General features: G+C 37.3%; 19 protein-coding genes and 1 pseudogene. 10 read left to right on the forward strand and 10 right to left on the reverse strand.

All coding sequences use genetic code 11. The features are described 5' to 3' along the window. Positions 1-196: 196 nt before the first annotated feature. On the forward strand, positions 197-1,396 hold the full coding sequence (locus tag ACFJGY_RS01700; RefSeq protein WP_379967387.1) for a PQQ-dependent sugar dehydrogenase: 1,200 nt from the start codon (positions 197-199) through the stop codon (positions 1,394-1,396). 19 nt (positions 1,397-1,415) lie between these two features. On the opposite strand, the gene tsaB is transcribed toward ACFJGY_RS01700, so the two are convergent. The 6 genes from tsaB to ACFJGY_RS01730 all read right to left on the reverse strand — a co-directional run bounded on the left by tsaB (position 1,416) and on the right by ACFJGY_RS01730 (position 6,013). Continuing rightward, positions 1,416-2,102 (reverse strand): tRNA (adenosine(37)-N6)-threonylcarbamoyltransferase complex dimerization subunit type 1 TsaB, encoded by a 687-nt coding sequence (tsaB, locus tag ACFJGY_RS01705; protein WP_379967390.1) that lies wholly within the window; start codon positions 2,100-2,102, stop codon positions 1,416-1,418. Positions 2,103-2,127: 25 nt separating this feature from the next. Beyond that, positions 2,128-2,565: a nuclear transport factor 2 family protein gene (locus ACFJGY_RS01710; RefSeq protein ID WP_379967393.1), complete on the reverse strand. Its 438-nt coding sequence runs from the start codon at positions 2,563-2,565 to the stop codon at positions 2,128-2,130. Beyond that, positions 2,562-3,311: an SDR family NAD(P)-dependent oxidoreductase gene (locus ACFJGY_RS01715; RefSeq protein ID WP_379967396.1), complete on the reverse strand. Its 750-nt coding sequence runs from the start codon at positions 3,309-3,311 to the stop codon at positions 2,562-2,564. Before ACFJGY_RS01715 ends, ACFJGY_RS01710 begins: the two co-directional genes overlap by 4 nt. An 80-nt stretch (positions 3,312-3,391) precedes the next feature. Next, positions 3,392-4,045, reverse strand: coding sequence for a hypothetical protein (locus tag ACFJGY_RS01720; protein ID WP_379967399.1), 654 nt, complete (start codon positions 4,043-4,045; stop codon positions 3,392-3,394). A gap of 1 nt (position 4,046) precedes the next feature. Then, positions 4,047-4,586 (reverse strand): peptide-methionine (R)-S-oxide reductase MsrB, encoded by a 540-nt coding sequence (msrB, locus tag ACFJGY_RS01725; protein WP_379967402.1) that lies wholly within the window; start codon positions 4,584-4,586, stop codon positions 4,047-4,049. A 68-nt stretch (positions 4,587-4,654) separates the two neighbouring features. Continuing rightward, positions 4,655-6,013 carry an acyl-CoA dehydrogenase family protein gene (locus ACFJGY_RS01730; protein WP_379967406.1) on the reverse strand — a complete coding sequence of 453 codons (1,359 nt, stop codon included), beginning with the start codon at positions 6,011-6,013 and terminating at the stop codon, positions 4,655-4,657. Between the two features lie 215 nt (positions 6,014-6,228). On the opposite strand from ACFJGY_RS01730, the gene ACFJGY_RS01735 reads away from it, so the two are divergent. From ACFJGY_RS01735 to ACFJGY_RS01750, 4 genes are all read left to right on the forward strand, one after another. Further along, positions 6,229-7,125 carry a DUF4349 domain-containing protein gene (locus tag ACFJGY_RS01735; RefSeq protein ID WP_379967409.1) on the forward strand — a complete coding sequence of 299 codons (897 nt, stop codon included), beginning with the start codon at positions 6,229-6,231 and terminating at the stop codon, positions 7,123-7,125. A 139-nt stretch (positions 7,126-7,264) separates the two neighbouring features. After that, positions 7,265-7,639 (forward strand): hypothetical protein, encoded by a 375-nt coding sequence (locus ACFJGY_RS01740; protein WP_379967412.1) that lies wholly within the window; start codon positions 7,265-7,267, stop codon positions 7,637-7,639. A 107-nt stretch (positions 7,640-7,746) separates the two neighbouring features. Beyond that, positions 7,747-8,139 carry a heavy-metal-associated domain-containing protein gene (locus ACFJGY_RS01745; RefSeq protein ID WP_379967415.1) on the forward strand — a complete coding sequence of 131 codons (393 nt, stop codon included), beginning with the start codon at positions 7,747-7,749 and terminating at the stop codon, positions 8,137-8,139. A 19-nt stretch (positions 8,140-8,158) separates the two neighbouring features. Further along, positions 8,159-10,498 (forward strand): TonB-dependent receptor domain-containing protein, encoded by a 2,340-nt coding sequence (locus ACFJGY_RS01750; RefSeq protein WP_379967418.1) that lies wholly within the window; start codon positions 8,159-8,161, stop codon positions 10,496-10,498. A gap of 52 nt (positions 10,499-10,550) precedes the next feature. Here the strand turns inward: ACFJGY_RS01750 and ACFJGY_RS01755 are convergent, their stop codons facing one another. Both ACFJGY_RS01755 and ACFJGY_RS01760 read right to left on the reverse strand, forming a co-directional pair. Continuing rightward, a complete protein-coding gene (locus ACFJGY_RS01755) occupies positions 10,551-10,775 on the reverse strand; it encodes a putative signal transducing protein (protein WP_379967421.1) in 225 nt (74 codons plus the stop codon). Between the two features lie 2 nt (positions 10,776-10,777). Further along, positions 10,778-11,785 carry a quinone-dependent dihydroorotate dehydrogenase gene (locus tag ACFJGY_RS01760; RefSeq protein ID WP_379967424.1) on the reverse strand — a complete coding sequence of 336 codons (1,008 nt, stop codon included), beginning with the start codon at positions 11,783-11,785 and terminating at the stop codon, positions 10,778-10,780. A gap of 221 nt (positions 11,786-12,006) precedes the next feature. Here ACFJGY_RS01760 and ACFJGY_RS01765 point away from each other — a divergent pair, with 221 nt between their 5' ends. The 5 genes from ACFJGY_RS01765 to ACFJGY_RS01785 all read left to right on the forward strand — a co-directional run bounded on the left by ACFJGY_RS01765 (position 12,007) and on the right by ACFJGY_RS01785 (position 18,962). Then, on the forward strand, positions 12,007-13,563 hold the full coding sequence (locus ACFJGY_RS01765; protein ID WP_379967427.1) for a tetratricopeptide repeat protein: 1,557 nt from the start codon (positions 12,007-12,009) through the stop codon (positions 13,561-13,563). Between the two features lie 102 nt (positions 13,564-13,665). Continuing rightward, entirely contained in the window at positions 13,666-15,957 is a 2,292-nt protein-coding gene (locus ACFJGY_RS01770; protein ID WP_379967430.1) for a T9SS type A sorting domain-containing protein, read from the forward strand. A gap of 105 nt (positions 15,958-16,062) precedes the next feature. Beyond that, positions 16,063-16,554, forward strand: coding sequence for an RNA polymerase sigma factor (locus ACFJGY_RS01775; RefSeq protein WP_379967433.1), 492 nt, complete (start codon positions 16,063-16,065; stop codon positions 16,552-16,554). Then, a complete protein-coding gene (locus ACFJGY_RS01780) occupies positions 16,544-17,137 on the forward strand; it encodes a hypothetical protein (RefSeq protein ID WP_379967436.1) in 594 nt (197 codons plus the stop codon). The genes ACFJGY_RS01775 and ACFJGY_RS01780 overlap by 11 nt, the downstream gene beginning before the upstream one ends. Before the next feature lie 283 nt (positions 17,138-17,420). Then, positions 17,421-18,962 carry a glycine--tRNA ligase gene (locus ACFJGY_RS01785; protein WP_379967439.1) on the forward strand — a complete coding sequence of 514 codons (1,542 nt, stop codon included), beginning with the start codon at positions 17,421-17,423 and terminating at the stop codon, positions 18,960-18,962. Between the two features lie 72 nt (positions 18,963-19,034). Here the strand turns inward: ACFJGY_RS01785 and ACFJGY_RS01790 are convergent, their stop codons facing one another. Then, positions 19,035-19,457: a hypothetical protein gene (locus ACFJGY_RS01790; protein ID WP_379967442.1), complete on the reverse strand. Its 423-nt coding sequence runs from the start codon at positions 19,455-19,457 to the stop codon at positions 19,035-19,037. Positions 19,458-19,554: 97 nt separating this feature from the next. Then, positions 19,555-21,599: pseudogene (locus tag ACFJGY_RS01795) on the reverse strand (prolyl oligopeptidase family protein). Positions 21,600-21,720 lie beyond the last annotated feature (121 nt).

Consider the following 21,720-nt stretch of genomic DNA (forward strand, 5'->3'; position numbering starts at 1 on the left):
AATATAATTTTTTCAGTTAACTATTGAATAAATCACACCTTTTAATGTAATTTACAACAAATTTAAACACAAACCCCCATAATAAACGGGGCTTATTTAAAAATATTGACTTTTTATATTCGGCACCTTCGTTTTAATATCAAACTAAAAATATTCGCTGGCATTATTTTTTCATTGACTTCAAAAAATAAAAGTTATGCTAAAATCCACATTACCAATTCTTTTTTCTTCATTTGCGGTTTTATATTCTTGCCAAGGAAAAGGAAAACCAAGCGAGCCGACCGCAAAAGAAGAAAAAGCCAATACTAATTACAAACCTGCATTTGCCGGGCAAACCAGAATTACACCTGTAAAAACAGCAACACCTTACAATGTTGAGGTTATCAATACTTCTCTAGGTAAACCCTGGGGAATCATTAATTTGCCAGACGGGAGATTCCTTATTACTGAGAAATCGGGATTTGCCAATGTTGTTTCTGCAGATGGAAAACAGGTTTTCAAAATCAATGGTTTCCCAAAAGTTGACAGCAAAGGTCAGGGCGGACTGCTGGATATAGCTTTGGACCCGGATTTTAAAACAAATAGCATCATTTACTTCAGTTTTTCAGAACCTTATGCGGATGGGAATCATACTGCAGTTGGAAAAGGAAAGCTGTCATCAGATCTTAAAAATATTTCTGATGTTACCGTAATTTTCCGCGCCACGCCTACTTATGACGGTGACAAACATTACGGAAGCCGTTTAGCTTTTGACAAGGACGGAAATCTTTTCGTGAGCACCGGGGAAAGGTCCGATAAGCAAACCAGAATCTATGCCCAGAAAACAGATAATTATTTAGGCAAAATTTTAAAAATCACCAAAGACGGAAAACCCGCTCCAGGAAATCCATTCATCGGAAAAGATGGTTACAAACCCGAAATCTATGCTTACGGAATCCGAAACCCTCAAGGTATGGCTCTTGATGAGAAAGGACAGCTTTGGGATATCGAAATGGGTCCAAGAGGCGGCGATGAAATCAACCTGATCCAGGCTGGAAAAAATTATGGCTGGGGCGATGTGACTTACGGAATTGAATATACCGGCGAAAAAATCAACAACGGAACGACACAGAAAGCCGGAACAGAACAACCAGTTTACTATTGGGACCCAGTGGTTTCGCCAAGCGGCGCTACTTTCTACACCGGAAATATTGAAGAATGGAAAAATAATCTTTTTATAGGCTGTCTAAGTGGAGAACACATAAACAGAATCGTGATAAAAGACAATAAAGTGGTAGGTGAAGAGCGATTACTGCTTGACCAGAAAGAAAGATTCCGGGATGTTTTGAATGGAATGGATGGAAATCTTTATGGCATTACTGACAGCGGGAAGTTGTATAAGGTTTCTAAGAAATAAATTTAAAATCCTGATTAATTCAGGATTTTTTTATGCGGTCAGCTTTTTTAATGCCCTGAAAATCCTTGAGATAAAACGGTTCAAAATAAGCGGTGTCTTCAAATTGTTTCTTATTGAATTTCTCGACGGAACTTTTAATCAATCCTTTTGCGGATGGATAAATATCGGATTTAAATTCTGCATTTGGAAGATTCAGAATTTCCTCAGCTTTCTTCGCACCATCACCAATGAAAAGCACTTTCTTATCAGCAAACTCCGAGAATGAATTTTCATCCAGAATTTTAGCTTCGGTTTCTTTAATCATTTCGCCGGAAGTTCCATCGAAAAGTGCGGTATAAACTTCCATTCTTCTGGCATCAATCAAAGGAATAATAAATTCAAATCCTTGATTTACAAATTCCTCAACCATAGAATCCAAGGAATTTATAGCAATCAGAGGAAGTTTCAAACCATAGCAAAAACCTTTTGCAGAAGCCGCACCAATTCTAAGACCAGTGTAAGAACCAGGACCTTTGCCAAGCGAAATCGCATCCAAATCTTTCAAAGAAATCTCTGCACCTTCCAAAGCCCATTCTACAAAAGAATGAAGACTTTCGGATTGTTTGTAATTATCGGAAACCTCTTCGCAGAGACAAAGCATTTCTTCACCATCAGAAATGGCAACAGAACAGTTTTTGGAAGAGGTTTCTATGTGGAGGATTTTCATTTTGCAAATGTAATAATTTAGAGTTTTACGATTTCAATGTCACACTCTGCCGGCTCCACAATTTCCACATTCCTTTTTGCTTGATCCAGAATTCCAGGACGGAAAGTTTCATTTCGAAGAGCTCATTTTTGTAAAGTCCTTTTACTGCGACGATTCTTCTGATATTGGCGAAATTATTTTTGATTTTAAGTTCTTTCAATTCGGTTTGATTGACGGATTGGTATTTCACTTTTCCGGACTCGAAATCGGTTTTAAAATCCTGATAATTCTGAACCCAGCCATTGGAATGTCCAAACGAAACATCAGCTGAAAACAATTCCAGTATTTTGGAATCATTGTTCTGCATCAGAGAATCAAGCTTTGAAACTTGTAACAATAATGCTTTTTCCTGCTTAGAATTTTTCTGAGAAAATCCGAAAACAAAACAAACAAGAAATATAAGACCTAAAACCGATTTCATCATTTCCTGTAAATCGTTCTCGGTTCTGCCTGCGCTTTCGGATAAATCGTAAATTCTGCAACCGAAACACGTTCCGGAACATTGATGCAGTAAGCAATCGCATCCGCAATATCTTCCGCAATCAATGGCTCGTAACCTGCATAAACAGTCGCTGCCCTTTCATCATCACCTTTGAAACGCACCTTTGAAAAATCGGTTTCTACGGCTCCAGGCTGGATATTCGTCACCCGGATTCCGAATTCTGTGAGTTCAAGCCTCATCCCTTCGGAAATAACATCAACAGCTCTTTTTGAAGCACAATAAACCACGCCATTGGCATAAGTCTGTCTTGCTGCAACCGAACTGATATTGATAATTTGACCGTTTTGTTTTTCTTTCATTAATTTAATGATAGGCTTAGAAACATAAAGTAAACCTTTCACATTTCCGTCCATCATTGCATTCCAGTCGTCGAGATTTCCGTCTGCTATTGAGTCCAGTCCGTGAGCATTTCCGGCATTGTTAATCAAAACATCAATGTTTTTCCAATCTTCTGGGAGTGAATTGATGGCTTCAAAAACCTCATCCGAATTTCTGACATCAAATCTTAAGGTGAATACTTCTGTTTCTTTTGATAATTCGGTTTTAAGTTCTTGTAAAACGGTTTTATTTCTTCCGCAGAGAATGAGTCTGTTTTTTTGTTTTGCTAATAGAATTGCGGTGGCTTTCCCGATTCCGGAAGTTGAGCCGGTGATGAATATTGTTTTCAATTTTTATTAAGATTTAAAGAACAAAATTAAAGTATAAAAATCTGATAAAAGAAAAATCCCGAATAATTGCGGAATTGAATTTAAAGATATGAAAATTCCTTATTTTTAAATAGTTTTATAATTAAATTGCCAATTTCTGACGTTTTGAAATTAATTTTATAATCTCCACGCAAAACCATTCTATCATCTTTTTCTGGCTTTAAAAATTTAAATGTGATTAAGCCTGCATTTAGATAAGCATCTGAAATGTTCTCAGAACGAGAATATCCATTATTTATAAACAATTTTAAATCTATAATATTAATTTTGTTTATGCAATTTACACATCTTAAAAAATCATCATAAGAGATTACTTCTTGTAAAAACTCTTTAAAAATTAAACCAATATATTCAGATTTTTCTGCGTCTTCTGCACTATCCAATAGATATAAAATCTTCTCTCCCACTTTAGTTCTATAATTAATATCATTATCAATTTTTTCGATTTGGGTAATACGTTTATGCGCAGACGTATTTTCGAGTTGTTTTAGAAATGAATATAATTTTTTAGTAAAAAGTTTTTCTTGAATTGTTCCAAAAATATTTTTGGTTTTCAAAAGTAAACCTAATATTGGAATATCTTTAATAATTCCATCATCAAGAAAACTATCTAAATAAACTTCAGTAATATCAGAAATATATTCTTGGAATTTTTCATTTTTGATTGCTTCAGTAATTTCTGTAGATATATTCATTTTACTCCTTATCTCTCTGGAAATCCAGACTAACAGAGTTCATACAGAATCTGGTTCCTGTTGGTGGCGGACCGTCATTGAAAACGTGTCCCAAATGAGAATCGCAGCGTTTGCAAAGCACCTCAATTCTTTCCATTCCGTGAGAGGAATCTCGTTTGTAAATCACACCTTCTTTGTCAGCTTCGTAGAAACTTGGCCAGCCGCAAGTGCTCGCAAATTTGGAGCTTGAACGAAACAAATGATTGCCACAAACGGCGCAGTAATACTCTCCAAGTTCATCAAATTCATTGTATTTTCCGGTAAAAGGATATTCTGTATTGGCTTCTCTTGAGATGGCGTAGACTTCTGCCGGAAGGATTTTTTTCCATTCTTCGTTGGAAACGTTCAGTTTTGTTTTATCGGTTCTTGAGTAATAAGGATTGTTTTTGTGTGTGTTATCTTCCATTGTTTTTTGTTGTGGTTGTTTTGTTAAATCAACTTTTTTCTGCGCACAATGCTGTAGAAAGAATGTCATAAATGTTAATATAAATAAATTTTTCATCTGTTTTTTTGATTTTTGTAAATTTACGAAATATAGAACTAAATTCCATTAGCATAGGTTATTTTAATTTATACAAAAGCACTCATTCCGGTTATTGAACGCCCGACAATCAATGAATTGATTTCTTTGGTCCCTTCGTAAGAATATATCGCTTCTGCATCAGCTACAAATCTTGCAACATCGTGTTCCAGAAGAATTCCGTTTCCGCCCATCACTTCTCTTGCCTGTGCTACAACATCTCTAGTTCTCAGACTACAAAATACTTTTGCTAGTGAAGCGTGTTCGTCTTTGAGAATACCTTGATCCTGCATTTCCGAAAGTCTGAAAACTAGGGTTTGCATCGCAGTAAGATTCGATAACATTTCAACCAAATGTCCTTGGATCAACTGGAAAGAAGCAATGGGTTTCCCAAATTGTTTGCGATTTCTGGTATAATCCAATGCACTTTCATAAGCTCCTCTAGCGCAGCCTGTTGCCATCCACGCAACGCCGGCTCTCGTCATTTGGAGAACTTTTGCAGTATCTTTAAAACTATTAGCATGTTCCATTTTCTGAGAATCTGCAAGGAAACAATCTGTCATTGTTATCAATCCGTTTTGCACAATTCTGAGTGCCATTTTCCCTCTGATTTTTTCAACCGAAAATCCTGGCGTACCTTTTTCTACAATGAAACCTTTTACTTGATTATCATCTAAATCTCGTGCCCAAATGATAATTACATCAGCAAATGTGGCATTTCCAATCCATTTTTTTTGTCCATTCAGAATCCAGCCGCCTTCTACTTTTTTACAGGTTGTGGTCAATCCGCCGGCTGCTCCGGAGCCAACTTCGGGTTCGGTTAGCCCAAATGCGCCAATCAAATCGAATTGCTGCATTCCGGGAAGGTATTTTTGTTTCTGCTCTTCGGATCCGCATATGTAAATTGAACCCATCGATAAGCCGGACTGAACACCAAAAAATGTCGCTAAAGAAGCATCAACTCTGGCTATTTCCATTGCGATAACGCCTTCCATTAAGAATGGCAAATTCGGGCAACCGTAACCTTCGTAAGTGACGCCACAGAGATTCAGTTTTTTGAATTTTGGGATGAGTTCGTGTGGGAAATCGTCGTGAAGCCAATAATCGTTGACCAAAGGTTTTGCTTCTTTTTCCATAAACTCGCGGACTTTCAGCTGAATGGCTCTTTGTTCATCTGTCAGTTTCAAATGCAGTTCATAAAAATCGCCGTTGATTGGTGGTAATTCTCTTTTTTTCCCGGAAGAATTTAGCATTTTTGTCAGACTGTTAAGTTGATTTTCGTCCAGTTTTGAGAACTGATTCATCAGTTTTGGAAGATCAACTTTTTCAGATATTTTGGAAATTTGATCTATATCGATATGTCTGAGAAGGTTGAAAATTCCTTTGATTTTGGAAATCGTGCTGTTCATTGGATTTATTTTCCTGTTGAATGCAATTAATATTCCTAAAAAGCTTTCACAATTCCTTAAATGCGATAGTTTCTTTAAAAATCTATTTTACAAAATACTCATTATCAATATTTTGAACAGAAGATTAGTTTACAATTACTTTCGGATTGATTTGCAGAATTACTTTCATCATAATTATCAATTTTGAAATATTAACCTCAAAAAAATAATTCAATATGAAAACGAAAATCTTATCAATCAGCCTGATTGCAATGACTTTGGTTGCTTGCAAAAAAAACGAAAAGGTAGAATCTGCCTATGCAACTGCAGACTATGTAACTGATAGTGCAACTGTTATTTCCGACAGCATTTCTATGGCTGCAACACAAAATTTAAAAGACCGCCAATTTGTAAGAACAGCGGAAGTGGATATGGAAGTGAAGGATGTTTATGGCGCGACAATATCAATCGAAAAACATTTGAAGACAATCGGTGGTTTCGTCACCAATAGCCGAATGGAAGCTCATACTTTGTCGGAAAACACTTATAATACTTCCGATGAATCATCGATATTGATTAGGAAATTTCAGAATCAGAATAGAATGCAAGTGAGAGTTCCGACCGAGAAATTGGGTGAATTTTTGGATTTCATTAATGATAAAAAAGTGTTCCTCAATTCCAGAATTATCTCTGCAGAAGATGTTTCTGCCGGAATCCGATTGGCAAAACTGGAGTCTGAAAGACAGGCAAAAACAAAAGCCAATATTTCTCAGCTGAAAGCCGGAAAAGACAAAGTAAATCTTGACGACAACAATATGTCCGAAGCAAATGTCCAAAAATATTCCGACGAGATTCTTGCTGATAATCTTAAGTTTTCAACCGTTGATATTTTCATCAAAGAACCAAAAACTAGTGTCGCGAAAATCCCAATTGTCAACACCAAAAATATTGATAATGAGTTCAAATACAATTTCTTCTTTGATGTGAAAAATGCTTTTGTTGAAGGCTTTTATTTGATTCAGCAGATTTTTGTTTTGCTGATTTCTATCTGGCCAATTGTTTTGCTTGGTGGATTAGTGTTTTATTTTTGGAGAAGGAGAAAACCTATTGTAAAAACTAATGTGGAAAAATAGAATTTTATCGCAAAGTCGCAAGAGATTTAATCTCAATTGTTTAAAAAGTTGCAAAGTTTAATTTGCGACTTTTATCATTGTTAAAGGAAAATATTTGAGCCTTTGCGATTAGATATTTTTTATTTCTTAATTTTGCAAAGTGATGTTGAGAAAACTGCAACTTTTGATGATGATTTTCTGTTTGGGGATTTTTGTATTTCCAAAGCAGAATTTCGATGTTCAAGTTGCCCAGACTTCTTGCTGTAAAGCGAAGGCTCAAAGTTCTGATTGTTGTAAAAAAGAAGAGAAAAAATCAGATTCCTGTCATCACGACACTAAAAAAGAAAAAGACTGTAAAGACAATTGCACCACTTGCAAAACCTGCAGTTCGGGATTCGTTTTTTCTGTTGTTTTGAATGACTTCTACAACAAACTGAAAACACCGGTTTTCGAAATCAACAATCAATATTCTTATTATTCCCAATCGACTTTAACAAGGTCTTTTAACATTTGGCAGCCGCCGAAACTTGGTTAATTTTTATTGAATTTTATCTTTATAGAGTCTTCGAGAGCCTCAGACTGACAATTCGGTCGATGATTTTTGCAAAGGCTTTATCATTAAACAAATTAAAATTAATCAAAATGAATACAATCATAAAATCAGGAATTTTATTCCTTTCTATATTTCTATTTTCAAATTTTTCTGCGCAAACCAAAACCTTCAAAGCTAAAGTAGAAGGCAATTGTGGAATGTGCAAAGAACGCATCGAAACAGCGGTTAAAGCTGACAAAAACGTTAAATCAGCCGACTGGAGTATGAGCAAAAAAGTTCTTACGGTAAGTTATGACGCTTCCAAAACAGACAAAAAAACCATCCTAAAAAGCGTAGCAGAAGTTGGTCACGACAACGAAATGTTCCGTGCTTCCGACAAAGTCTATGATGATTTGGATTCTTGCTGCCAGTACGACCGTCCTGACAACAGCAAAAAGATGGCGAAAAACAGCGACACCAAACAAGTTTGCGAACTTAAGTAATTAACTTAAATTTTTGACGATGAACAATTTAAGTAGAAAACTTATGTTTTTTATGCTGTTGCTAACGTCTTTTTTTTCCTTTGCGCAAGCTGTTACAGAACAGTTTTTGGTAAAGGGAAATTGTGGACAATGCAAAGCAAGAATAGAAAAAGCAGCCTTGAAAGCTGGAGCAACTTCTGCAAACTGGACTGCAGAAAACCAAACTTTGACAATGGTTTTAGACGAATCGAAAGTCACTTGCGACACAATTCTAAAACAAGTTGCAGAAGCTGGTCACGATAATGAGAAATTCAAAGCGTCGGAAGATGCTTACAAAGCTTTGCCAGCATGTTGTCTGTACAGTAGAGGTTCTGATTTTGAAAAACCCAATGACACTGCTCAACACGATGCAGAATCTGATGCAAAACAAATCGAAGGAGTAAAATTGACGAGAGAAAAAGAAGCAACCTCAATAAGTAAAAAAGAAGCTGGATTGATTTTTAATATCAGTTCCAAAGAATTACTGAAAGCCGCTTGTTGTAATCTCTCAGAAAGTTTTGAAACCAATGCCACTGTTGATGTTTCATTCAGTAATGCAGTTACTGGAACTAAACAGTTGAAAATGCTCGGTCTTGACCAGAAATATACACTTCTGACTAAGGAACAATTGCCGGAAATCCGAGGTTTGGCTTCGGCTTACGGACTGAATTTCATTCCAGGAAAATGGATTGGTGGCATCCAGCTTACAAAAGGCGGAAGCACCGTTGTAAATGGTTACGAAAGTATCACGGGACAAATTAATACCGAACTTTTGAAAACCAAAGACAGCGCTAAAAAAACTGAGACAGAAATCAATTTGTTCTCTGACAACAACGGACGAGTTGAAGCCAATGTAACCAGTAATTCACCAATATCTGACAAATGGACACAAAGTGTTTTGTTACACGGAAACGGAACTTTTGGTGATACCGATATGAACGATGACGGATTCCTGGACAGGCCAAAAGGAAGTCAGTTAAATGTAGCATATTTATTGAATTACAATGACTTGGAAGACTCTGGATTCGGTTCGCATTTTGGGATTAATTTTCTGAAAGATGAGAGGACGGCCGGTCAAATAGGATTTAACAAAAGAATTCCTCAGAAAGACCAATCGCTTTATGGTGTTGGGATTGATATTTCGAGGTTTCAATTATGGAATAAAACGGGTTATGTTTTCAAAGGAAAACCTTATCAGAGTTTGGGCTGGATGAATCAACTGACTTATCATCAGCAAGATAGCTTTTTTGGATTGAGAAATTATTTCGGGAAGGAAACGTCTTATTATTCTAATTTAATTTTCGAAAGCATTATCGGAAATACTAATAACAAATATAAAATTGGAGCTAGTTTCTTATATGATAAATACAATGAAGATTATCTTTTGGACAATTACAAAAGAACCGAAACTGTTCCGGGATTGTTTGCAGAATACACTTTGACAGGCGAAAAATTCACTTTGGTAACGGGCGCTCGTGTAGATTTTCACAATCTTGCAGGAACGCAGTTTACGCCGAGAATGAATTTCAAATATGATTTGACGCCAACAACGATTTTCAGAATTTCTGCCGGAAGAGGTTTCCGAACTGCGAATATCTTTGCAGAAAATCAGGCTTATTTTGCATCCAACCGACAAATCCAAATTATCAATAATGGCGGAGAAATCTATGGTTTGAAACCTGAAATCGCTTGGAATTATGGCGTAAGTATTCAGCAGGAATTTAAATTATTTGGAAGAAAATCAACCTTGCTGGCAGATTTTTTCAGAACGAATTTTCAAGATCAGGTTGTTACAGATTTGGATGAGTCTGCGCAGAAAATTTTATTCTATAACCTTGAAGGAAAATCTTTTGCGAACAGTTTCCAGACACAATGGGATTTTCAGCCTTTGAAAAATCTGGAATTTCGAGTGGCTTATAAATATTACGACGTGGCTTTGGATTACTTGAGTGGACTGAAAAAAGTACCATTTATGGCGAAACATCGTGGATTTGCGAACCTGGCTTATTCAACCAATAAAACTGAAAAAGGCAGATTCTGGAGCTTCGATACGACTTTAAATTTAGTTGGAAAACAAAGACTTCCAAACACAAAATACAATCCTGGAGAGTTTCAGATTGGAGATTATTCGCCGAGCTATTCTACTTTGAATGCTCAGATTTCAAGGAATTTCTCTGAGAAAATCAGAGTTTATTTTGGAGGAGAAAACTTAACCGGATATCAGCAAAAAGTTGCGATTTTCGATGCAGGAAATCCTTTTGGAAATTACTTTGATGGCGGAATGGTATATGCACCAGTGATGAAACAGAATTTTTATATTGGTGTGGATATTAAGTTTTAAAAATTTTAGAAATATCAATAAGAAACCTCGTCAGATTTGGCGAGGTTTTCTATTAATTGTCTTTATTATAAAATTCAGTCATCAAATTATTCGCCTTTTCAAAGTCATTTTCTGAGACTTTCAGCTGAACACCGCCGCTTGTTGTGTTGAACAAGTTGTAAGTATTCGCTAAGACATTTCCGAAGACAAAAGCTTCAACTTCGTTTGTTTCTAAGAAAATCCTAAGCATTTCTGCTTCTATTTCTGTGTTGAAAATCTTGAGTGTGATTAATTCCATTCTTATATTTTTTCGAGAATTGCCTGATTGATTTCGTTAATCAATTCCGGACCTTCGTAGATGAATCCTGTGTATAGCTGAACAAGACTCGCGCCAGCTTCCAGTTTTTCAATCGCATCCTGCGCTGAATGAATTCCGCCAACACCGATGATTGGGAATGCTTTGCCACTTTTTTCAGACAAAAATCTGATAACTTCCGTGGAACGTTTTGTCAATGGTTTTCCGGAAAGTCCGCCGGTTTCGGTTTTGTTTTCTGAGATTAAATTTTCTCGTGACAAAGTTGTGTTCGTTGCGATCACACCAGCGATTTGAGTTTCTTTAATGATATCAATAATATCCAACAGCTGTTCATCTGTCAAATCCGGTGCAATTTTAAGAAGAATGGGCTTTTGTTTTGGCTTTTCGAGATTGAGATTTTGAAGTGTTGACAGCAATTCCGTCAAAGGTTTTTTGTCCTGAAGTTCGCGAAGATTTGGTGTGTTTGGCGAACTGACATTGACCACAAAATAATCTACGTAGGGAAATAATTTCTCGAAGCAGATTTTGTAATCGTTTACCGCTTCTTCGTTTGGCGTGACTTTGTTTTTTCCGATGTTTCCGCCGATGAGAACATTTTTATTTTTCTTTAATCTTTCAACAGCTTCGTCAACGCCGCCGTTGTTAAAACCCATTCTGTTAATAATCGCAGAATCTTCTTTTAGTCTGAATAATCGTTTTTTATCATTTCCGGCTTGAGGTTTTGGTGTCAAAGTTCCTATTTCTATGAATCCAAATCCAAGGTCAGAAAGCTCATTGAAAAGTTTTGCATCCTTATCAAAACCCGCAGCGAGACCGACAGGGTTTTTAAATTTAAGCCCGAAAACTTCTCGTTCCAGACGTTTGTCTTCAATTGGTTTTGGTAAAAATAATTTGGTTATAAATCCGAAATTCTTCAGAATAGAAAAGGTAAAGTGATGAACTTCTTCGGGATCAAATTTGAAAAGAATCGGGCGAATAATGCGTTTGTACATCGGAGAAAAGTTTTACAAATTTAAGTTTTTGTAATGATAATTCAATATTATTGGAAAGATATACTTTCGAAAATTATAACCAAAAAATCTTATTATCTTTACTTGTTTTTAGCCAAAATGAAATGATGCCAAAGTGTTTTCGCAGAAACTTAGTTTTTATATTTTTTCTGCTTTTTCTGCCTTTTCAAATTTTTGCAATCACGCCCAAAGATTGCGAAAAGATGATTATTGAAGGTGTCGAGGCCATGAATAAAAAAGACTTTGCCAAATCCTTGCAAATCCTGACCAAAACCAGGAAAATTGCTCACGACAACAAATGGTACCGCGAAGAATTCCTGGCTACGAATAACATTGGGGCTAATTATTATATGAGATTGGATTACGGTGAAGCCCTCAATAATTACCTTGATGCTTATAAAATTGCCGTTGTTCATCTGGACGAAAAGTCCGAGATGACGGTTCTCAATAACATCGCCATTCTCTATTCCAGAGATAAAAAACAAGACAAAGCAAAAGAATACTTTTCAAAAGCTTACGAACTTGCAGGTAAAGTTAACAACAACGTTTCCAAAGGGTTATATGCTATAAATCTCGCAATAGTTTCCAATGAAAAGAAAGATTACACAACGGCTAAAAAATACATTGATGAAGCCCTGAAACTGACAGAAAACTCGCCTTATGCTTTACTCGCAAAAGCAACTTTGGTGGAAACTCTTGTCAATTTAAAACGATTCGACGAAGCTGAAAAGATCTCTGCGGAACTGTTGCCAAAATTGACTGACGTAGAATATTCTGAGCATAAAACATCAATTCTTTACAACCTTTCAACGATTTTTGAACAAAAAAATGATTTGCCAAAGGCTTTTTATTATTTGGGACTGGCGGAAAAAAGTAACCTCAGCTATGATTTTAAGGAGAATATTTTTGAGAAATTCAGTCAGTTATACAAAAAAGCGAATAATATAGACAGAGCCGTGTCTTACAAAGACTCTGTAATGATCATAAAAGATTCTGTGAACAAGATCAAAAACGGGCAGCTTTTTGAAAACAGCAAAATTAAATTTGAACTTCAAAATTCTCAAAAAGATCTTGCTGAAAGCCAGGAAAAGCTGACAACAGAACGTTCATTTTTCATCAAGGGTATTTTGCTTGCCATCTTTTTGATTATCATTATTTTCTGGGCTCTCAGAAACAGTATTGTCAAAAATAAACAACAAAAGATCATCGAGCAAAGCAACGCCGAGATCACAAAACTGGAACTGGAAAAAGAGAAAAAGAACAAGGAAATCCTTGAAAATCAATTAAAAGAAAAAGAAGTCCTCGCTCTACTGGAGGAAGAGAAATATAAAAACGAAATCGAAGCCAAGAACAGAAAACTGACAACCAAGGCTTTGCAACTTTCCACAAAAATAGAACTGATAGATGATCTTATAACTTCTCTTTCCCGTGAAACAGATGATTTTGAAAAGCCTGATATCAGTAATACCATCAAGCAGCTCAAAATTTTGCAGAGACAAAGCCGCGAAGAAGAAAGTTTTTTTGTCCATTTCGAAGATGTGAATCAGGGTTTTATTTCCAAACTGAAGATGCTCCATGCTGATCTTAATTCCAACGACATCCGTTTTCTTTCGTATGTATATATGAACCTGTCGATGAAGGAAATTTCTTCCCTTCTGAACATCACAACAGAAGCCTGCCGCAAGAGAAAAGAACGCATCATCAAGAAAATGGAGCAGGACGACAATGTTGATCTATATAATTATCTTACAGGCATTTAGCGAATTTGTCACACTATTTCTGAAGGCCCGTCCGACTATTTCCGCTTTATTTTTTTGCATTGCTGATTTTTATCACAACATTTGAATATAAAAATTAGATATATGAAGAAAATTACTTTTTTAGCTGGCTTTTTGTTTGTGCTTTTTACAAGCAATGCCAACGCCCAAACAGAAGTTCTGAGCAAAAATGAGTTCGGAAGAATCTTTGACCTGACTTACAGCGTAAAGGATCAAAACACCATTTATGCAATTACCATCACAAGTCATATTGTGGTTTCTCACGATAATGGAGCGACTTGGGAAGTTTTCTATTCTATTCCGGAGGCAGGCGGCGGAATCAGTTTGTCTAAACTTAATATTAGCAACGATGGTTCTTTTCTTTCCTTTACAACACTTCAGGGTGGTGTTGGAGAACTGCATATCCTCGATATTCCTACCAAGACTATTACCAAAACATATTCTTTACCAAATCAATCTGAGGTACCTTTTGTCAATGCCTATAACTTTTTCGGAAACGATAAGGATAATCTGATTGTAAGTTCTCAGTTTCCTTTTGGATGGGGAACAGCAAACAGAGTCTATACAACAAACGATGGAGGGCAGAATTGGAAAGAGATCTATTATTCCCCGGATAATAACAACATTATTACAAATTATGTAGCCTTCAATCCGGCTGATAAAAACAAAGTTTACATCGCCAACGGAAATGGCAGCGAAGGTGTTTACGGCGGCTTGCTTGTTTCTAATGACGGCGGCGATAATTTTACCGAAAAACTCACGGGAAGTGTTCTTAGCACTTTGGAATTCAATCCAAATAATCCCAACGAGATCTATGTAGGAACAGGTATCAGCTTTGGGGCGGCACCGGAAAATCTTCATCATTCTGCCGATGGCGGCCAAACTTGGGAGAATGAAAATATTACATTCGGAACCAACGGAATCCTGAATGATATTATTGATATCCAATTTGATCCGCACGATAACAATCACGTGATCGTTCTGGAGGAAGACGAGATTATTTCTACAAAAGACGGCGGCGCAACCTGGCAGAATGTAGAATATCCTTACGACAATCTGGACAGCTATTATTACGGAATCAAAGCGAGTTTTAATCCTTTCAAGGCTGGAGAATTATGTATTACTTCCAATTACAAACCTTTGTTCTCTTCTGATAATGCAGCGACTTTGACACAGATTCAGACGCCTTTTTACAGTTCTACAGGAGGCGTTAATATGTTTGAAAATTCATCAGCGAAACATCTTTTCTACAGTGTTCAGGGCGGTTTTGTTCACAGAAATCTTTCTGACAATTCTGAATCTGCGCATAATATCATCCCGCTGAATATCGTAAGTAATAACAACGCAACTGTTTACCTGCCGGATTCTAAGAAAGAAGGCCGTTTTTACTCTTTTGCCGGTGGCTTTAATGGATCAAAATTATCTCTGAGTGATGATTTTGGCACGACTTTCAAGTCGATCTTCGAGACTTTTTCTGCCGGTCTTACAAGCGTTGTTCCGGACCCGCAGGTGACCAATCAGATTTGGGCAACGTTCAGCAATTGGGATCAAGGCGAATTGGATAAGATTAACTTTAATGATCAGAATAACATTATCGTAACCAATGTTCCTCTGCCAACCCAAAGCACAGTTTCCAAAATATTGCACCCCAACAATATCTCAAATGAATTTTTTATCCTGATTGGATCTGAGGTTTATAAAACTGTTGACGGTGGAGACAACTGGACACCGGTGGCTATAGGAGATGATGTAACATCCGATACGGCAGTTTATGATATTGTCCAAAATCCAACAAATTTGAATCAATTGGCTTTGGGAACGTCTGCCGGAGTTTTTATTTCAAATGACAAAGGTCTGACCTGGAATATCGTTTCACAATTTGTAGCAAACAAGGTTTCTTATTCCGATTTTAATCCCGGCGTTCTTGTGGCAACCACTTATACTAGTCAATATGACATTTTTAATATTAATTATTCTGTGGATAATGGTATAAACTGGAAAACAGTCCCTCGGGCTGATCTTTTTGATACCGAGAGCAACTCTGTCAGCATAGACTTTTCTGATAAGAAAGCTTACATCTATATTGCTTCAACAGATTTGGGGCTTTTGGGATATAATTTGAATCTGGATGTTTTAGCAACTAATGATGTCCCTGAAAGAGCAAAAGTTCTGGTTTATCCGAATCCTGCTGTTGACGTTATTCATATTGATGATAAGAATCTGAAATCTGTTGTTCTTTACAGTATGGAAGGCAAAAAACTATTGGAAACCAAGAGCAATGCAATGAATGTCTCTCAGTTGCCAAAAGGTGTTTACGTTCTTAGAATCGTAACTTCTGACAACTCTGTCGTAAGTAAGAAAATCATCAAAAAATAAATCTAATTCTTCATAATTCTAAAGCGTCCCGAAAGTTCGGGACGCTTTTTTTATTTAAATATGTAACATTTTCTTTTACTTACACTCTAAATTCTAAAAACAGCAATGCAGGTTTTAAACTTCGAAGAAATATACCACGATTACTGGAAGCGGATCTTCCGGCTCTGCATGGGTTATGTGAATGATGATGATGCGGCAAAAGATCTATGTCAGGAGACGTTTGTAGCGGTTTTCCAGCAGCTTCCGAAATTCCGGCAGGAATCGAGTGTCGGAACGTGGATCTACAGGATTGCGACCAATATTTGTCTAAGGCAGATCAACATCGAAAAGCGAATGCCGAAGAGCGAACTGCCTTATCAATTAAAAGATAATTCCGAAAAAGACCAAAAGCTGGAGCAGGATAAAATGACGGATTTCCTCTATCAATGCATTTCAGAATTACCGGAACTGGAAAGAATTATTATTTCTCTGGAACTTGAAAATATGAAGCAGGCAGAGATTGCCGAGGTAGTTGGGATTTCGCCAGCTAATGTGAGAGTCAAAATACACAGAATCAAAGAAAAGTTAACCGAAAAATTCAAGAATTATGTCAACTGAAAATATTAATTTCCAGGATTTCTGGAATAAGAAAAATGTAGAAATTCCTAATATCAAAGAAATAAAATCGTCTGCAGATAAGTACCGAAAGAAACAATTGAGTTCTACATTCTGCTATATGCTGGGACTGGTGGCAACAGCCGTTTTAATCATTTTTATTTGGACGACAATTGATTTTAAATTGATGACAACCACCATAGGAATTGTATTGATTCTGATTGCACTGGCACTTTACATTTATTTGTTTTCTCAAAACATCAATGTGATGCGGAAAATAAATCCTTCGGTGAGCAATCAGAAATATCTGGCTTCGTTGAAAAAACTGCAGAAGCAGCAGGCTTATATGCAGACGATCGGCATTAGTATTTATTACATTTTACTCACGCTCGGTTTTGCTTTTTACTTTTATGAGTTTGCGCTTCGGATGTCTCCTCTGGGCGGAATATTAGCTTATGGTTTAACATTTTCGTGGCTCGCAATTGTCTGGTTTTTCATCAGACCAAAACAAGTCCGCAAGCAGAATGCAAAGATCTCAAAAGTAATTGATTCTTTGGAATTGATCGAGAAAGACCTGGAAATTTGAGGGAATAATCTCCCAAAACTGAAAACGTAACTAGCCCTGATGGTAGTGGAAATCCTTTTTTGCTTGTGCTTCGGGAATCTCAGCCTGACAAAACGTGGTGCAAAAAAGATTGACTACGTCGAACCACTTCGTTAGGTTTGCAGCGGACAGCAGGTTCCCGGCTCCTGATTCTTCGGCAAAACTTGAAATAAATGTAAAATTTTCCGTGCTTTTTAAAAACTTCCATCTTCCATCATCTCACTTCCAGCAAAATCCTTATTTTTGCACTTCAATTAAACTAAATATGGCAAAGCAAGAAGATGTTTTCAAGAAAGTGATTTCTCACGCAAAGGAATATGGTTTTATTTTCCCAAGTTCTGAGATCTATGACGGACTTTCTGCAATCTACGATTACGGACAAAACGGAGCGGAACTGAAAAACAACATCAAACAATACTGGTGGAAAGCGATGGTTCAGCTGAACGAAAACATCGTGGGCATCGACTCTGCCATCTTTATGCACCCAACGATCTGGAAAGCTTCCGGACACGTGGACGCCTTCAACGATCCATTGATCGACAACAAAGATTCTAAGAAAAGATTCCGTGCGGATGTTTTGGTGGAAGATTACTGCGCGAAAATTGAAGACAAGGAAAATAAAGAAATAGAGAAAGCGGCAAAGCGTTTTGGTGATGCTTTCAACAAAGCTGAATTTGAGGCGACGAATCCAAAAGTGTTGGAATATCGTGCAAAAAGAGCGGCGATTCTTACAAGACTGGCAAAATCTCTTGAAACTGAAAATCTGGCTGATGTAAAAGCTTTGATCGAGGAATTGGAAATCGCTGATCCGGACACAGGTTCTAAAAACTGGACGGAAGTTCGACAATTCAACCTGATGTTTGGAACTAAATTGGGCGCTTCTGCTGATACGGCAACGGATCTTTACTTAAGACCAGAAACGGCTCAGGGGATTTTTGTGAATTACCTTAATGTTCAAAAAACTTCCAGACATAAATTACCTTTCGGGATTGCACAAATCGGTAAAGCGTTTAGAAATGAAATCGTTGCGAGACAATTTATCTTCCGAATGAGAGAATTTGAGCAAATGGAAATGCAATATTTTGTAGCTCCGGGAACTGAACTGGAATTCTACGAAAACTGGAAACAGACGCGTCTAAAATGGCATTTGGCCTTAGGATTGGGTTCTGAAAATTACCGTTTCCATGACCATGAGAAACTGGCGCATTATGCGAATGCGGCAGCTGATATTGAGTTTAATTTCCCATTCGGATTCAAAGAATTGGAAGGAATCCACTCCAGAACTGACTTTGACCTTAAAGCTCACGAGACTTTCTCAGGAAGAAAATTACAGTATTTTGATCCGGAAAGAAATGAGAACTATGTGCCTTACGTGGTAGAAACTTCGGTTGGATTGGACAGATTATTCCTGGCTTTGTTCTCGACTTGTCTTAAAGATGAGGTTTTGGAAGACGGATCGGAAAGAACAGTTCTAAGTTTGCCACCAGCTTTGGCACCGGTAAAAGCAGCTATCCTTCCATTGATGAAAAAAGATGGCCTGGCAGAATATGCAGAAACGATCTTCAATGATCTGAAGTACGATTTCAATTTGTTCTACGAAGAAAAAGACGCTATCGGGAAACGTTACAGAAGACAGGATGCAATCGGAACGCCAATTTGTATCACAATTGATCACGACAGTTTGGTGGATAATACCGTAACCATCAGAGATCGTGACACGATGAAGCAGGAAAGGGTCGCTGTAGCTGATCTGCGAAGAATCATTGATGAGAAGGTGAATTTCAGGACTTTGCTTTCTAAGATTTAAGAAGCTAATGTTTTTATATAATGAAAATCCCGATTTGATGTCGGGATTTTTTATGTTTTAAAGCAAAATTAATTACTTAATTTTTCCCAAATGAATCACATTATTCCCCTGAGAAATCAATAACGAATCTTCCGAAGATTCTGCGGAAATACTGTTCCTTTCGTAGATTTCTCCGGTCGGAATAGCCCTTTTGAAGTCCAGAACATATTTCATATTATTCGCCTCTATCGTGATTGTTTTAGATTTGCCATCATTGGTAAAAGTGGCTTTTGCACGTGTGCCATCTTCCGCTTTGTAAGGATAAGAAACTGACGATGTTTTTTTACCGTTAACTTCTTTCTCCACTTTCGTCATAGTTGCGCTGTCTATTTTTCCATTGTCATCTGTTACGGTAGTTTCAGTGGCATAGGTTTGTTTCATCATTTTGCTCTCGTTATCTTTTTTGCAGGAAACTAAGGCCAATGCAATTGAAGTGATTAAAATATTTGTTTTCATAGATAAAAAATTTTAAATCCAGGTTGTTGATATCAAACTATCTTCCAAAAACAAAATCCCGAAACGAATTCCAGGATTTTATTTAATTATTTTTGAATTACTTCTTTAAAGCTTTGATTCCCATTTCGAAAAGTGCAAAACTTAACAGATCAGCATTTTCACCAATCACTTGCTCTGTAGAACGTCCCGCACCGTGGCCTGCGTTTTTCTCAATCCTTAACAAAATTGGATTATTACAGCTTTGTTTCTCCTGCAACTCAGCCCCGAATTTAAAAGAATGCGCCGGCACTACTCTATCATCGTGATCGCTGGTGATGATCATTGTGGATGGATAGCAAGTTCCTGCTTTCACGTTATGAACCGGCGAGTAAGACTTCAGATAATCAAACATTTCTTTGCTGTCTTCCGCAGTTCCGTAATCATAAGACCAGCCTGCTCCAGCTGTAAATTTATTATACCTCAGCATATCCAGAACGCCCACGCCCGGAAAAGCTACTTTTGCAAGATCCGGCCTGATTGTCATCGTTGCGCCAACCAAAAGTCCACCGTTGGAACGGCCTGAAAGTGCCATAAATTCCTTCGAAGTATAACCTTTCGCCTGTAAATATTCTCCAGCCGCGATGAAGTCTTCAAACACATTTTTCTTCTGCTGTTTTGTACCTGCATCGTGCCATTTCTTTCCATATTCTCCACCGCCACGGATGTTTGGGACAGCGTAGATGCCGCCGTTTTCCATCCAAATGGCATTCACAACAGAAAATGCAGGCTGCAAACTGATGTTGAATCCTCCATAAGAGTAAAGAATAGTTGGATTTTTACCATCCAGCTTTGTTCCTTTTTATAATTAATCATCATCGGAACTTTGGTTCCGTCTTTTGAAGTGTAGAAAACCTGCTCAGAAACGTAATCTTCAGGATTGAATTTCACATTCGGTTTCTGATAAACTTCTGACTTTCCAGAATCCACATTGTATTTGTAAGTCGTTCCCGGTGTGATATAATTCGTGAATGAATAATAGAGATCCTTTTCCTTTTCTTTCCCGCCAAAACTTGAGATATTCCCTTTTCCGGGCAATGAAATTTCTCGGATGAGTTTCCCGGTTTTATCGTATTGCTTTACAATATCAATGGCATCTTTCATATAAGTGGCGAAGAAATAACCGCCACCACCAGAGATTCCAAGCACATTCTCGGTTTCCGGAATCACATCTTTCCAGTTTTCAGGACTTGGATCTTTGATGCTTACTTTTACCAATCTCATATTCGGTGCATCTTTGTCTGTGAAGATGAAAAGGTCGTCACCCTGCGTATCCACAATATTTGCGTTGATGTCAAAACCTTTGTTGATCTGAACGAAATCACCGCCGTTTTTCAGGTCTTTGATGTATAATTCGTTTCCGTTGGTGGCGTTGGCGCCAGAAATAATCAGGAATCTCTGGTCTTCTGAAACGCCTGCGGACAAATATCTTCTTGGTGTTTTTTCACCTCCGAAAATCAATTGGTCCTCAGACTGTTTTGTTCCTAGTTTGTGAAAATAAACTTTGTGTTTGTCTGTCATTCCGGAAAGAACAGTTCCCTCTTTCGGCTTGTCATAGCTGGAATAATAAAAGCCTTCGTCGCCTTGCCAGGAGATCCCACTGAATTTTACATCAAGCAAAGTTTCATCGATTTGTTTCTTCGAAATGGCATCAATGATGATGATCTTGTTCCAGTCACTTCCCCCTTCAGAAATTGAGTAAGCGGCAAGATTTCCTTTTTTATTAAATGAAAGGTTGGAAAGCGAGGTTGTTCCTTTATCAGAAAATTTATTTGGATCCAGGAAAACTTCGATATTCTTGGTTTTAAGTCCGGTTCTGTAGATCACAGATTGTGCCTGTAATCCGTTGTTTTTGTAGAAATAAGTATAATCACCTTCTTTGAACGGCGCCGATATTTTTTCGTAATTCCAGATCGTTCTCAGCTGATCTTTGATCGTTTCTCGGAAAGGAATTTTCGAAAGATAATTCTGGCTGTAAGCAACCTCTTCATCCACCCATTTTTTAGTCGGTTCAGAATCGTTTTCCAGATCGCGGTAAGGATCGGCAACTGATGTTCCAAAATAATTGTCTGTCTGGGTGCCTTTCTGTGCTTTGGGATAAGTCATTTTTTGAGAATAAAAAGTAGCTGAAAGCAGGACTCCAGCTGTTAATAATACCGGTTTAATATTCATTGGGTAAGGTTTTCTCAAAAATACAAAAAAATAAAACTTCGGAAGTCTGCCGCAG

The sequence above is a fragment of the Epilithonimonas sp. UC225_85 genome (assembly GCF_042695135.1).
Lineage (GTDB): Bacteria > Bacteroidota > Bacteroidia > Flavobacteriales > Weeksellaceae > Epilithonimonas.

Excerpts from the sequence above, each read along its gene's own strand:
- ACFJGY_RS01720 (WP_379967399.1), bottom strand. The coding sequence starts at position 4,045 with ATGAATATATCTACAGAAATTACTGAAGCAATCAAAAATGAAAAATTC.
- ACFJGY_RS01755 (WP_379967421.1), bottom strand. The coding sequence starts at position 10,775 with ATGGAATTAATCACACTCAAGATTTTCAACACAGAAATAGAAGCAGAA.
- ACFJGY_RS01775 (WP_379967433.1), top strand. The coding sequence starts at position 16,063 with ATGCAGGTTTTAAACTTCGAAGAAATATACCACGATTACTGGAAGCGG.
- tsaB (WP_379967390.1), bottom strand. The coding sequence starts at position 2,102 with ATGAAAATCCTCCACATAGAAACCTCTTCCAAAAACTGTTCTGTTGCC.
- ACFJGY_RS01750 (WP_379967418.1), top strand. The coding sequence starts at position 8,159 with ATGAACAATTTAAGTAGAAAACTTATGTTTTTTATGCTGTTGCTAACG.
- ACFJGY_RS01780 (WP_379967436.1), top strand. The coding sequence starts at position 16,544 with ATGTCAACTGAAAATATTAATTTCCAGGATTTCTGGAATAAGAAAAAT.
- msrB (WP_379967402.1), bottom strand. The coding sequence starts at position 4,586 with ATGAAAAATTTATTTATATTAACATTTATGACATTCTTTCTACAGCAT.
- ACFJGY_RS01790 (WP_379967442.1), bottom strand. The coding sequence starts at position 19,457 with ATGAAAACAAATATTTTAATCACTTCAATTGCATTGGCCTTAGTTTCC.
- ACFJGY_RS01730 (WP_379967406.1), bottom strand. The coding sequence starts at position 6,013 with ATGAACAGCACGATTTCCAAAATCAAAGGAATTTTCAACCTTCTCAGA.
- ACFJGY_RS01760 (WP_379967424.1), bottom strand. The coding sequence starts at position 11,785 with ATGTACAAACGCATTATTCGCCCGATTCTTTTCAAATTTGATCCCGAA.
- ACFJGY_RS01770 (WP_379967430.1), top strand. The coding sequence starts at position 13,666 with ATGAAGAAAATTACTTTTTTAGCTGGCTTTTTGTTTGTGCTTTTTACA.
- ACFJGY_RS01710 (WP_379967393.1), bottom strand. The coding sequence starts at position 2,565 with ATGATGAAATCGGTTTTAGGTCTTATATTTCTTGTTTGTTTTGTTTTC.
- ACFJGY_RS01765 (WP_379967427.1), top strand. The coding sequence starts at position 12,007 with ATGATTATTGAAGGTGTCGAGGCCATGAATAAAAAAGACTTTGCCAAA.
- ACFJGY_RS01785 (WP_379967439.1), top strand. The coding sequence starts at position 17,421 with ATGGCAAAGCAAGAAGATGTTTTCAAGAAAGTGATTTCTCACGCAAAG.
- ACFJGY_RS01700 (WP_379967387.1), top strand. The coding sequence starts at position 197 with ATGCTAAAATCCACATTACCAATTCTTTTTTCTTCATTTGCGGTTTTA.
- ACFJGY_RS01745 (WP_379967415.1), top strand. The coding sequence starts at position 7,747 with ATGAATACAATCATAAAATCAGGAATTTTATTCCTTTCTATATTTCTA.
- ACFJGY_RS01735 (WP_379967409.1), top strand. The coding sequence starts at position 6,229 with ATGAAAACGAAAATCTTATCAATCAGCCTGATTGCAATGACTTTGGTT.